Raw genomic sequence first — 13,994 nt, forward strand, 5'->3', positions numbered from 1 at the left:
TATATTAATTAAAATAATTCTTAATTTCCGTAATAATAACATCCAGTACCTCCTGGCCAAATTCTGTATGTACAGGAAGAGAGATAACTTCTTTGCAGAGCTGCTCTGTAACAGGAAGACTAAACCCTTCTTCTGCATATTGAAGAAAAGCTTCTTGTTTGTAAAGAGGCAGAGGATAATAAATCATACTTGGAATATTCTTTTCTGCCAAATATTGTTGTAATTGATCTCTTTTACCATTCTTCACTCTAAGAGTATACTGATGAAATACATGGGTTGAATTTTCAGCTCTCCTGGGAGTCTGAATTTCAGCAATACCCGCAAGATTTTCATCATAATAATCCGCCATCCTGTTTCTGGCAGCTGAATATTCATCCAAATGTTTAAGCTTAACTTTTAATACAGCAGCCTGAATGGTATCCAATCTTGAATTACAGCCTAAAACTTTGTGGTAGTATTTTTTTTCCTGACCATGGTTGGCAATCATTCTTATTTTTAAAGCCAATTCATCATCATTTGTCATCAACGCACCACCATCACCATAGCATCCAAGGTTTTTGGATGGAAAAAATGAAGTACATCCAATATGTCCTATAGTTCCGGTTTTTTTTACAGTTCCATCTGAGAAATTATAATCCGAACCAATTGCCTGAGCATTATCTTCTATAACAAAAAGGTTATTTTTTTCCGCAAATTTAAGAATCTTTTCCATATCAGCGCTTTGCCCGTATAAATGCACGGGAACAATCGCTTTGGTTTTAGGTGTCAGATATTTTTCCAGATCATTTAGTTCTATATCAAAAGTATCTTCGTTTACGTCTACCATTACAGGCTTTAATCCTAAAAGACCAATGACTTCTGCTGTAGCTACGTAAGTGAATGCAGGGCAGATTATTTCATCGCCGGGCTGCAGATCAAGGGCCATCATGGCAATTTGAAGTGCATCTGTTCCGTTAGCACATGGAATGACATGTTTTACACCCAGATATTTCTCAAAGTCTTGTTGGAATTCTTTTACAGCAGGGCCGTTAATAAATGCTGTATTGTCTATACATTCCTGAATACTGGCATCTACGTCTTTTTTTATTTTCAGGTATTGACCTTTAAGGTCAACCATTTGAATTTTCATATTGTTAGTTTTTTGAGTGCACGCAGGTGCATTTTTAATTTATGATAAGCTCACTTATTTTATTTCCTATAGAAAGGCAGGAAGTGGCTGCCGGAGAAGGGGCATTTCTGACGTGAATAATGTTTCCGTTTTTCACGATGTCAAAATCATCAATCAATCCTCCATTTCTGTCACAGGCTTGGGCTCTTACCCCTGAACCACCTGCAACAAGATCGTTTTCCTGAATTTCGGGTAAAAGTTTCTGAAGGGCTTTTGTAAAGGCAGATTTGGAAAGTGAACGATGCATTTCTCCCATACCGGTTTTCCCATATTTCGCTACGATTTTCCTGAATCCCGGCCATAGCATGGTCTGCATAGTTTCATTGAAGTTGAAATCGAAAAAATGATATCCTTCTTTTTTGAAAGCCAGCACGGCATTAGGGCCAGCCTCAATATTCCCGTCAATCATTCTGGTAAAATGAACTCCAAGGAATGGGAAATTAGGGTCGGGCACCGGGTAAATAAGATGTTTTACCAGATATTTTTTTTCATCCTTAATTTTATAATATTCTCCTCTGAAAGGAATAATGACCACATCGTTTTTTTCGTTGGTCATTTTGGTAATCTTATCAGAATACAATCCAGCGCAGGAAATCAGCTTTTGGGCTTTAAATTCGGAGATATTGGTGTTTACAATAATTTCAGATTTTTTATCAATAATATTTTTTACTTCATTATTAAATCTTACTTCTCCTCCTAATTCTTCAAAAAGTTCTTTTATTTTTCTGGCTATTCCCGGGTAGTCAATAATTCCGGTTTGTGGAACTTTGATTGCTTTTACACCCTCACAATGGGGCTCAATTTCACGAAATTCTTCTCTGGAAAGGTATTTTAGATTTTGTAGTCCGTTCTCAACTCCTCTTTTATAAATAGTATCTAAAAGCGGTAATTCTTCCTGTGAAGTGGCTACAATTATTTTCCCGCAAAGGTCATATCGTATTCCGTATTTCTCAGCAAAATTAATTACTGAGTTATAGCCTTCAATACAGTTTTTTGCTTTAAGACTTCCTGGTTTATAATAAATCCCGCTATGGATTACGCCACTATTGTGTCCCGATTGGTGCAATGCCACATCGTTTTCTTTTTCCAAAATTAAAATCTTAGAATCAGGATTTTTCAGTTTGGTCTGATAAGCGGTAGCCAATCCTACCAAACCTGCACCAATGATTATAATATCATAGTTCATGATCTGTTACAGTCTTGCATCTACCAGATTTCTGTCTAAGCATGCTTTGGTATCAAAAACCACGGCATTTTCTTTTTTAAGCTGATCCAGATCCATTTCCAGGAACTCATTGTGAGATACTGCAATAACTAAAGAATCGTACTTTTTGCCTTCCTGAAGAGCATCCAGAATATCAATTCCATATTCATGTTTTACTTCTTCTTTGCTTGCCCATGGATCATAAATGTCCACATTTATTCCGTAATCGGCAAGTTCTCTGTAAATATCAACAACTTTAGTATTTCTGACGTCCGGACAGTTTTCTTTGAATGTAACTCCTAAAATCAGAGCATTAGAATTTTTGATCACTCCACCTTTTGCAATAAGAAGTTTTACTACTTTAGCAGCAACAAACTTTGCAATAGAATCGTTTACCCGTCTTCCAGATAAGATAACATCCGGATGATATCCCAACTGTTCTGCCTTATGTGCCAGGTAATACGGATCTACTGAAATACAATGTCCTCCCACCAATCCAGGCTTATACTTAAGGAAATTATATTTTGTGCCAGCAGCTTCCAACACATCATTAGTATCAATTCCTACTCTATCAAAAATTAAGGCTAATTCGTTAACAAAAGAAATATTAACATCTCTTTGTGCATTTTCAATAGCTTTTGAAGCTTCCGCTACTTTAATGCTGGGTGCTTTATGGGTACCAGCGGTAATAATTTTCTTATATAGTTTGTCTACTTCTTCAGCAATCTCTTCCGTAGAACCGGAAGTTACTTTTTTAACACTGGTAAGTGTGTTTACTTTATCTCCCGGATTAATTCTCTCCGGAGAATATCCTACAAAAAAGTCTTCGTTGAACTTAAGTCCCGAGTATTTTTCAAGTACCGGCACACACTCTTCTTCTGTACATCCAGGGAAAACAGTAGATTCATAAATAACAATATCTCCTTCTTTGATAATTTCGCCCAACATTTTTGAAGCAGAAATCAACGGATTTAGATCCGGAGCATTATATTTATCAATAGGAGTAGGAACGGTGACAATAAATACATTAGCTTCAGAAATATCGGATAACAGGCTTGTTGCTTTGTAGCCTAAAGAGCCATTAGATTCAATATATTTTTTCAGCCCTTTATTTAACTTATCAACATCTGCTTCAAGCGTTATATCCTTTCCGTTATTAAGCTGGTCAACACGTTGTTTATTGATATCAAATCCAAAAACAGGATAATGGTCTGCAAATTCAAGAGATAGAGGAAGACCTACATAACCCTGGCCTATCACCGCTATTTTATATGTTGTTGTCATTAACTAAGCTTATTTTTTATTTTTTGAAACCATGATTGTTCTGCATGTTGGTTATAACCATAACCATATTTGTTACTATATCCTAAATTTTCCCTGCTTACATCATTAAGTACAAATCCAACATTTTTGATTTTTTTCTGGTCAATATTGCTATTGGCAAATTCTAATAATGCTTTTTCTGTGTATTTAGATCTGGATACATAAATAGTGATATCAGAAAGTTCAGCAATAAGGAAAGTATCCGTAACAAGAAGCAATGGTGCAGTATCCAGGATAATATATTCATATTTATCTTTTAATTCGTTTAGAAGAATCTCATAACGGCCATTGGATAATAGTTCTGTAGGGTTCGGAGGAATCATTCCTGAATAAATTACATCTAGGTAAGGATTAAAGGATGAAACATGAATAATATTTTCAAGTTTAGTCTCGTCATTATAAAGATACTCTGTAAGTCCGGTAAGCCCTTTTCTTGCAGGATTGTACCTTTGAAGCTGGGGGTTTCTGATATCGGACCCTATGATAATTGCTTTTTTCTTAGGATTTGCCAGTGTTAGAGCTAAATTTACAGAAGTAAACGTTTTTCCTTCTCCCTTTACTGTTGAAGTAACAAATACAACTTTTCCCTTTTTCTCTTTTGAAAGCATGAAATTCATATTGGTAATAAGGATTCTAAATGCTTCCGCCTTAGGACTAAGATCATTCATTTTTACTATTTCAGAATCTCCTTTTTCAAGACTTGGTAGTTCTGCAATAATAGGAGCGTGTACAATCTTCTCAAGATCATGTTTAGTAATAATCTTATTATTGAAAAGCATTGTTAAATAAATAATAATAAAAGGAATTAACAGACCAGCTACTAAATAAACCGTCAGAATAACATTGGTTTTTGGAGAAATTGCTACTGGTGAAGCATATGCAGCATCCAGAATTTTGGCTTTTGGGGCGATAATAGATTGTGCAATAGCAGTCTCTTCTCTTTTTTGAAGTAAAAGCAAGTACAGATTCTCTTTAATTTGTTGCTGCCTTTCTATGCTTCTAAACATTTTTTCTATAGAAGGAAGTTTAGAAATTTTGCCAGAAACCTTATTTTGTTCTCCTAAATATTCATTTTTTGCCAGCTCCAGCCCCACTCTATTTCTTTGTAAAGTCTGCATAATAGAACTACGCATGGCATTAATTTGCTTTGTAACATCTATCACAGTAGGGTTTTCCGGTGTAGCAGATTCAAGTAATCTGTTTCTCTGTAAAACAAGCTGGTTATATGCTGATATTCCTGATATTGCTTCAGGGTTATTCAATCCCACATTTGCAGGCAAAACCTGATACTGTCCTTGTTTAGAAACATAACCTATAAGAGCTGTTGTAAGTTCCAGCTGAGCATCAACATCCAGTTGCTTAGCTCTGGCCGCAGCAGAGCTTTCTAAATTAATTTTAGCTTCTGTTTCTAAATCAGTAAGATTATTTTTAGATTTAAAACTTTCTTTTTGATTCTCAACCTCTCCTAATTCTCCTGACAGTTTTTTTATTCTATCTTCAATAAAATCCAAAGTTTTTTTTGATTCTGAATTTTTATCTACAATGGCATCATTATTATAAGCTATCACCAAACCATTGATAATATCTTTTGCTTTAGATATCTGAGGGTATTGATATCCAAGCTTTAGTACGGTAGTTTCTCTATTGACAAGATCAACATTAAGTGGTCCTTGAAGACTATTTACTGCGGCTTCCAGAGAAGATATCTGAAGTACTAGATTATTTATATTTATGCCTTTAACTTCTGCAGAGTTAAATTTGGGATTTTTTGTTATTATAATATTTGCAAATGGTAAACTTATTGTCTTACCATAAGTTGTTACAATATTTTTCTTAAGACTTTCACCACTCAAAGTTAATTTCTCTCCATGGATTGCAAGTTGAATTGTATTTACAGAGCCATTATCTTTCTTCTCTCCAATTACTCTCACTTCTACAGGAGAAGTTTCTTTATATAACTCTAAGGTTCTGATTTTTCCTTTTGCTGTAATATTAGTTTGAAGACTTAAACTACTGATAACTTCACTCATCATTTTTTTTGACTTCAAAACTTCTATTTCATTGGCTATACTATTGGTTTTAAGACCTCCAATTCCTGATAAATCAGGTAAAACTCCCAAATCGTTTGCCATTACTGATGAAGATGAGTTTTTAGCATCTTTGATAAGAATTGTTGACTGTACACCATATACAGGAACCATAAATTTCAATGAAATGTAGCCTATTACCAGAGCAATAAATGCGCTTATAATAAACCAAGGCCATTTTCGGATATATGGTTTTATAATTTCACCAATATTAATCTTGATTAAGTTGTTTTCTTCCTCTGAAAATTGTGAAGTTTTCTGGTTATCCATCAATTGTTATTTCTTGTTAAATAAACTTACTACTACGGCAACTGCTGTAACCGCAATAGAAATAGCGGTCAGATAAAGCCCAGTGTTGGGGTTTTGTTTTGCTATAACATCTTTTGTATTGTTTGAAGAAACAATAACGGCATCCCCCTGTTTAAGATTATAATATGGAGAATTAATTAAATTAGCATCCTGAAGATTAATACGTCCATGAGAAACAACACCATTTTCTGTTCTGACAATCAATATATCTTCTCTTTTTCCATACTGAGTCAAATCACCAGCCATTCCTAATACATTTAAAATAGTTGCTTGCCCGTTTGCTATGGTGTAGTCTCCTTGTCTGTTTACTTCTCCCAATACTGTAACTTTAAAGTTGGCAAGTTTTATATTTACTGTTGGACTGATAACATATTTTGTCATTTTATCCCTTAGTTCATCTTTAAATGTGGTCAAACTTTTATCTGATGTATTCAGTTTCCCTAATATTGGAAAGTCAATATCTCCATTTGCATCAACAATATAGGTTGGTCCTGAAAGTATTGTAGATCCCTGATTAGGAGTATTACCTCCGGCCATAGCATTTGTCTGGATAAGTTCTGATGAAGAATAATTCTGATTAAAAGGTTTCACAACATCCATATCTTTTGCAGTGATCAGAATAACCAACTGATCCCCTGTCTGGATTGTATTTGCTGAATTTTTAGCAGAGGCATTGATTGCAACCTGTTCTATATTCTGCATATAATTTAAATCATTCTTCGCATTGGGATTAACTTTACAGGAAATCACTAATGAGGACGCCAAAACTGCTGCTAATATTTTTCCTTTCATTCTATTGTTAAATTGTGCAAATATACATTTATATTTTTTCTATTTATCCAGGGCCTCATAGATTGAATTATTGCTTCGGAATTCCGGCACGATTGTTTTAAGAATCCTTACCACTTCCACTTTATCTCTTCTAAGGGAAGCTTTGGTAATTTGTTTAGTAAGTGCATCTATTTCTTCAAATCCTATAGAAGGGTCTTTAGAAATCATAATTTTATCATTATGAGTAGGAAGTGTTTTTGCATCGTCACTCAAAAGTTCTTCATACAGCTTTTCCCCAGGTCTTAATCCTGTATAAATGATCTTAATATCAATATTGGGTTCAAATCCTGATAATTTTATCATCCTTTTCGCAAGATCAATAATTTTAACGGGCTCCCCCATATCAAAAACAAAAATCTCACCTCCTTCTCCCATTGTCCCGGCCTGAAGTACAAGTTCACAGGCTTCCGGAATAGTCATAAAATATCTTACAATTTCCGGATGGGTAATGGTTACCGGACCTCCGGCTTCGATTTGCTTTTTAAAATGAGGAATTACAGAACCGTTGGATCCTAATACATTCCCGAATCTTGTAGTAATAAACTTAGTTACATTACCTTCTACATTCTGAAGCGATTGTACAAAAAGTTCCGCAGCTCGTTTTGAAGCTCCCATTACATTGGTGGGATTTACAGCTTTATCTGTAGAAATCATTACAAACCTGTTTACTTTATACTTGCTGGATAATGTCGCAACAATCTTTGATCCTAATATATTAACAAAAATTGCTTCATGGGGATTTTCCTCTACCAAAGGTACATGCTTATAGGCAGCAGCGTGATACACCATTGAGAAGTTATATGTCTGGAACAGAGATTCCATTCTGTGGTGATTAGAAACATCCCCTAAAACAAATTTGAAAGCGATATGAGGGAATTTCTCTATCATTTCGAGTTCAATTTCATAAAGTGGTGTTTCTGCCTGATCCAGCACTACAATTAAAGAAGGATTGAAGTTGGCAACCTGCCTTACAATTTCACTTCCTATGGATCCTGCTCCCCCGGTTACTAATACCGTTTTTTCAAAATGTCTGCTTTTAACTTTTTCATTCTGAATTTTGATAGGTTTTCTATTTAAAAGGTCTTCAATCTGAAGACTTCTGATAGATCCGCCTAAATCACTGTCCCTCAGTTTTTGTACTGATGGTGCCTTGAAGACATTGAGATCTTTCTCTAAAAATAAATTCACCCAAGCATTCATCTCATCCCTGGCCATCATTTCTTTAACAATGAGAACCCCGTCAATAATAAGTTCATCTTTTGAATGTTCCTCTATTTTTTGTTTTTCGTAAATAGGCTTTCCTAATAAAGATGCCCGTTTAGAATCTGTTCTTTGCGTCAAAAAGCCTACGACCTGATAAGGCAGACTCGGGTTATCCAGAATGGCACGTGCAATAGCAATTGACTGCTCATCAATTCCCAATACCAGAATTCTTTTTTTCAACGCACTTCTCCTGTATTCTCTTACAATATGGAAAAACTCTTTCACATATAATCTGAAAAGAAATAATCCCATAAAAGAAATTACAAAATAAAGCATCAGATAAGGAGTAAGAATAAACTTACTTCCTGTGGTCCAGAAATAAATAATATTTATCGTTCCGATAGCCAGCATTGTGCAAAAGCAGGATATCAGAAGCTTAAATAAATCTATAAATGTTGAATGGCGAATAATCCCGGCATACGTCTTGAATACATACATAAAAGTAGTATTCACCAGAATAATAAAAGCAAAAATTATACTTTTATCATCATGATATATAAATTCCTGCTTGGTAATTTTTGCGATAATGTAAGTGGAAAGAAATAAAGATATAACCAGAATAATAATGTCTATTACAAGAATTATCCATCTAGGAAGATATCTTACGTCTGAGAGATTGACAACATTATCCCCTCCAAATATTGTTTTTCTAAGAGAATTGTACATTGTCTATTTTGGTGTTCATATTTAATTAAGGTATAATCTAATCATCTGATCAAAGATAATTCTGATACAATCATGCAAAAATAAAATATTTTATTTCAATATGCTGTAATCAAAAATAAATTTGATATTATATTTACGAAACTGTTAGTTTCATTACGACACAGCTAAATTCAGAGACAAAAACCATACCATAAAAACTCTTTATGAAGATGATATTTATCTGTAGAAATTCTTTATTTCAGCTGTTTTTTCTTTAAAAGAATTATTAAATCTTTATATATCAATCTTTTTCAATAAACTGATTGTTTTTTTTCCTAAAAGTCATATGTCAAGTTATTTTTAAATTATTAAAATTTAGTCAAAAATATCAATTATTTTCTCATATTCAAAACCTCTGCTCATCAAATATCTTATAGTTTTGGTTTTTTTTTGATATTCCTTGAAGCCAGTTTGTTTGGAATAATAATCCTCAAAAATCTTTTTGATAGTTTTCTCATAGTCATCATCATCAATCTCATCAAAGCATGAATTGATCAGTCTCTCAGAAATCTGTTTTTGTTTCAGATTCATTTTAATTTTGGTCTTCCCCCAATGCTTGATGTAAAATTTACCTCTGATGTAGCTCCGTGTAAACCTTTCTTCGTTCAGATAATTTTCTTTCAGGAGATACAGGAATATGTCTTCCTTGGCTTCATCAATAAGGAGAAACTCTCTCATCTTCTGTTCCACTTCGGCATGACAGCGATCCTGGTAAACACAGTAATTGACCAGCTTCTGTTTGATTTCTTCGAAAGTATAAGATTTCTTTTCCATTTGAAAAAAAAAGAATGAGCATCCTGCCCATTCTTAATATAATATTGAAATGCCTGTTAGTAATTGAACAAAGCCTTTCCTTCCATTAATTCGTTAACTTTCTTTCTTACAGATCCAAGAACTTCTTCATTTTTGATATTATCTACCACTTCGGAAATTAATCCTGCAATAGTATCCATGTCATTTTCTTTCAATCCTCTTGTTGTAATTGCAGCAGTTCCCAATCTGATCCCCGATGTTGTAAATGGTGACTTATCATCAAAAGGAACCATGTTTTTGTTACATGTAATATCAGCAAGCACTAATGCTTTTTCTGTTTCCTTACCGTTTACGCCTTTGTTTCTAAGGTCAACCAGCATCAGGTGATTGTCTGTACCTCCACTTACGATATCAAACCCTCTGTCGATCATCGCTTTTGATAATGCCTGGGCATTTGCTTTAACCTGTTTTGCGTAAGTTTCGAACTGAATATCCAAAGCTTCCCCAAAAGCTACTGCTTTACCGGCAATCACATGCTCAAGCGGTCCGCCCTGAATTCCTGGAAATACTGCGCCATCTAATACCTGGCTCATCATTTTGATTTCTCCTTTTGGAGTTTTGTGACCGTATGTATTTTCAAAATCTTTACCCATCATGATCATTCCACCTCTTGGCCCTCTCAGGGTTTTGTGGGTAGTGGTAGTTACTACATGACAGTGTTCGAATGGTGAGTTTAATAATCCTTTTGCGACTAAACCAGCCGGGTGGGCGATGTCTGCCCAAAGTGTAGCTCCAATTTCGTCCGCCACCTCTCTGAATTTAGCATAATCTAAATCTCTTGAATAAGCAGAGAAACCTGCAATAAGCATTTTTGGTTTTTCTCTCAATGCAACTTCTCTCATCTGGTCATAATCAATAAGACCTGTTTCCTGCTGCACTCCGTAAGAAACTACATTATACTGAATCCCTGAAAAGTTCACTGCAGAGCCGTGAGTAAGGTGTCCTCCCATTGAAAGATCCATCCCCATAATTTTATCACCTGGTTTCAAAACTGCAAGATAAATGGCAGCATTCGCCTGAGAACCGGAATGTGGCTGAACGTTCACATAATCTACTCCGAAAAGTTCTTTAGCTCTGTTGATCGCCAATGTTTCAACCTCATCTACTACTTCACATCCTCCGTAATATCTTTTTCCGGGATATCCTTCAGCATATTTATTTGTCAGTACACTTCCCATTGCTTTCATCACGTTTTCAGAAACAAAGTTTTCTGATGCAATAAGCTCTAATCCATGGGTTTGTCTTTGTCTTTCTTTTTCAATCAGGTCGAAAATAATATCCATTTTACTTTTAGTTTTGAAATTTCCACCCCAAATGTACGGAATTTTCATCGAGATTTCCCTATTGAAAAAATGATTTTTAAATACTAAAAAATGGAAAAACACTTCCTTTTATATTGAAACCGTACAAACTTTTACACTGATTATTTTAATCATAAAAGGTACAAAAGTTTAAATACTTAAGTTTTTTAGGGCCAAAATTTATGCATTATAAATACACCTGAGTTTTATAAAAATCTTTGGTTTTCCTCTTATGTGAGCTTTTCTGCGGAATCATTCTAAACTTACTTTAAAATAAAAACTTTTGTGACTTTTGGGGTTTATAAAGTTTAAACAACTTTATTACAGAAAAGCTATTAAAATTCTTCATCTGCAAGTTCTTTATTCACCACCGCGCCGGCAAAACTCCCCTGTGCAACAGCATTGGCTACAGAACGCATCATCGTTACATTATCTCCACAGGCAAAAACTCCGGGAACGGTTGTTTTCTGCATCGTATCCACCTTAATAAATCCATGTTCCGTAAGTTCACATCCCAGATCACCGGGTACATTGAAATTTTGTTCAAAAGGGATTTTGGCATATAAAGCCTGCAAAGGAATTTCTTTTCCGTTTTTGAAAATAATTTTTTGAATGGAACCTTTCTCATGTTCAATTTTTTCAATCTCATCTTCGTTAAGAATGATTTTATTTTGATCCAGTTTTTCAACCTGTTCTTTTGAAAGAGACGCCTTTCCGTTGGTAAATAAGGTAAGAGTTTTGGTCAGATTAAAAATCAGTTTTGAAAATTCGTAAGCCATATCTCCGTTATAAAGAATACCTGTTACTTCATTTTTTACTTCATAGCCATGGCAATATGGGCAATGTATAACAGAAATTCCCCAGCATTCTTCAAATCCGGGAATATCCGGCATTATATCTTTCACTCCGGAAGCCAGAATCAGTTTTTTAGCGTAAAATTTTTCACCTGATGAAGTTTCAATCTCAAAGCCTCCGGTTGTTTTTTTAGTTTTTACGACTGTTCCATTATAAAACCGGACGGTATCATATTTTTCTACATCTTCTTTGGCCAGCTTTGCAATTTCTGCAGGTGTTTTTCCGTCATGGGTAACAAAATTGTGTGAATGAGGAGTTTGTCTGTTACAGGGTTTTCCGTTATCGATAATCAGAACATTTCTTAAAGATCTTCCCAAAGACATTCCTGCAGATAATCCGGAATAGCTGCCTCCTATTATGATGACATCAAAGTTTTTGTTTTCCATAGTTCAGTTGATAATTGATAATTGATAGTTGATAGTTGATAGTTGATAGTTGATAGTTGATAGTTGATAGTTGATAGTTGATAGTGCAAAGGTAAAGCAAAATTAATTAATGCAATAAAGTTGCAATAATATTTTCTATCTATTACCTTAATTCTGTAAACGAATCATCTTTTTCCTCTTTATCAGAAAACTATTTCCACTTATTTTTGACCTCAACAATTTCGTCCTGAATTCTTTTATTAACATCTATTTTTGCTCCCTGTAAACTGAAAATTGCTGTTCCTCTTTCTCTTGCGTATGGATTGGTAATAGAATCATATAATTTTGCAGCTTCAAAAAAAGAACCGGATTCTTTAAGTTCTTTCCTTGCTTCTGGAGCATCTTTGACCCTGATAACATTTTTATATTTTTTGCTTACATCGATCCAATTGATATAATCCGCATGAAATGACATAGCATGTACGCCAGCTTTTGAATAATAATTAATAGCTCCGGTCTGCCCGTAATTATCACACAAAACCATAGTCTTTCCGGTTTTTGACAGCCTGGAATATTCTTTATCCACTTTTTGAGCCAATTCTTTCCAGCCCTGCATATCGGCAAAATCCTGTGGTAAGGAATGGTCTTTTCCATCTTCCCACCGAAGCAGCCCAAATTTTTTGTATTGATCCTGATGGGATTCAATATATGCAGGGCTCTTATTCGGAAAGGCTACATTATACAAAGGAAGAAATAAAAGTATAGGGATAAGTATGCTGACAGGTTTCAAAAATCTCATCCAGCCTTTTTCAAATAAATAACCAAGGAACGCGGACCCAAAAGCAATATACACCGGATATAGACCTATTGCATAGTAATCTTTTGCTTTGAAAAACAGAAACAGGGTAATCGTTATGATATAACTCCAGAAGAAAAATCTGAATTTCTCAAAAGGTCTATAGAATAGTAATGCTCCCCAACCTGCAATAATAACAAAAACGACACCTATGAAAAAGAGAATCTGGGATTTCATAAAATCCATCCGGTCTACATGTACAAGCTGCTTTTCAGAAAGCTCCTTCATGTGGTGAATGACTGGAAAATGATTCTGATACTGCCAGAGAAGATTGGGGAAAATAATGATTAAAGTTAAAAGCGCAGCCCAATATACATGAGACTGCATAAATATTTTCCTCTGCTCTGTCAACAGCAATGCAGGAATAAGCCCAAGTACTGCAAAAGCAATATTATATTTATTCAATATTCCTATTCCGAAAATGACTGCTCCTATGTATAACCATTTTACTTGTTGAGAATTAAAATATTTAATCAGACTATAATAAAGGAACAGCCATAGCAAAATTTCTAAAGATGTTGGCTGAAACAGCATGTTTACCCTAAGAAGTACCGAAAATAAAACACCTGTAGAAGCGAGTATTTTAGCAAACAGGCTTCCGTTAAGCTCTTCAACAGTTTTCCAGGTCAATGCTATGGTTAAAGCTCCGAACAGGGCCGGAAAAAATTTAACCCAAAATATAGAATTTCCCAACATTTTGATTATCCAGGCCAGCCAGGAAGTAACCGGAGGAACAGAAAGGTATCCCCATGCCAGATGATTAGCCTGATCAAGATGTAGATATTCATCCCGGTGAAGTTCATACTCAGGGCTTATCAGTGAGTATTGAAGTGCCAACTTTGCAATGATAAAAAGTAACAGAACCCAATAGTCTTTTTTCATGGAGGTATGGTTTGGAATTTAAAATTAAGACA

The 13,994-nt window shown here is 34.7% G+C and carries 10 protein-coding genes; all 10 read right to left on the minus strand.

All coding sequences use genetic code 11. The features are described from left to right. Nucleotides 1–4: 4 nt before the first annotated feature. Nucleotides 5–1,129, minus strand: coding sequence for a DegT/DnrJ/EryC1/StrS family aminotransferase (locus ACP3T3_RS09900; protein WP_426479710.1), 1,125 nt, complete (start codon nt 1,127–1,129; stop codon nt 5–7). A gap of 34 nt (nt 1,130–1,163) precedes the next feature. After that, entirely contained in the window at nt 1,164–2,354 is a 1,191-nt protein-coding gene (gene lhgO / locus ACP3T3_RS09905) for an L-2-hydroxyglutarate oxidase (protein ID WP_426479711.1), read from the minus strand. Nucleotides 2,355–2,360: 6 nt separating this feature from the next. Beyond that, nucleotides 2,361–3,656 (minus strand): nucleotide sugar dehydrogenase, encoded by a 1,296-nt coding sequence (locus ACP3T3_RS09910; protein WP_426479712.1) that lies wholly within the window; start codon nt 3,654–3,656, stop codon nt 2,361–2,363. Beyond that, nucleotides 3,656–6,052, minus strand: a complete 2,397-nt coding sequence (locus ACP3T3_RS09915; RefSeq protein WP_426479713.1) for a GumC family protein — start codon at nt 6,050–6,052, stop codon at nt 3,656–3,658. Before ACP3T3_RS09915 ends, ACP3T3_RS09910 begins: the two co-directional genes overlap by 1 nt. 6 nt (nt 6,053–6,058) lie before the next feature. Further along, entirely contained in the window at nt 6,059–6,883 is an 825-nt protein-coding gene (locus ACP3T3_RS09920; protein WP_426479714.1) for a polysaccharide biosynthesis/export family protein, read from the minus strand. Nucleotides 6,884–6,922: 39 nt separating this feature from the next. Further along, nucleotides 6,923–8,851 (minus strand): polysaccharide biosynthesis protein, encoded by a 1,929-nt coding sequence (locus ACP3T3_RS09925; protein ID WP_426479715.1) that lies wholly within the window; start codon nt 8,849–8,851, stop codon nt 6,923–6,925. A gap of 354 nt (nt 8,852–9,205) precedes the next feature. Further along, entirely contained in the window at nt 9,206–9,664 is a 459-nt protein-coding gene (locus ACP3T3_RS09930; RefSeq protein ID WP_426479716.1) for a regulatory protein RecX, read from the minus strand. A 56-nt stretch (nt 9,665–9,720) separates the two neighbouring features. Continuing rightward, the gene (gene glyA / locus ACP3T3_RS09935; RefSeq protein WP_426479717.1) at nt 9,721–10,986 is read right to left on the minus strand and encodes a serine hydroxymethyltransferase; all 1,266 of its coding nucleotides are present in this window, start codon (nt 10,984–10,986) and stop codon (nt 9,721–9,723) included. 353 nt (nt 10,987–11,339) lie between these two features. Further along, nucleotides 11,340–12,245, minus strand: a complete 906-nt coding sequence (locus ACP3T3_RS09940) for an NAD(P)/FAD-dependent oxidoreductase (RefSeq protein WP_426479718.1) — start codon at nt 12,243–12,245, stop codon at nt 11,340–11,342. Nucleotides 12,246–12,435: 190 nt separating this feature from the next. Next, complete coding sequence (locus ACP3T3_RS09945) at nt 12,436–13,962, minus strand: glycosyltransferase family 39 protein (protein ID WP_426479719.1); 1,527 nt, start codon at nt 13,960–13,962, stop codon at nt 12,436–12,438. Nucleotides 13,963–13,994 lie beyond the last annotated feature (32 nt).

It is taken from the genome of Chryseobacterium sp. CBSDS_008, assembly GCF_049959325.1.
Taxonomy (GTDB): Bacteria; Bacteroidota; Bacteroidia; order Flavobacteriales; family Weeksellaceae; genus Chryseobacterium.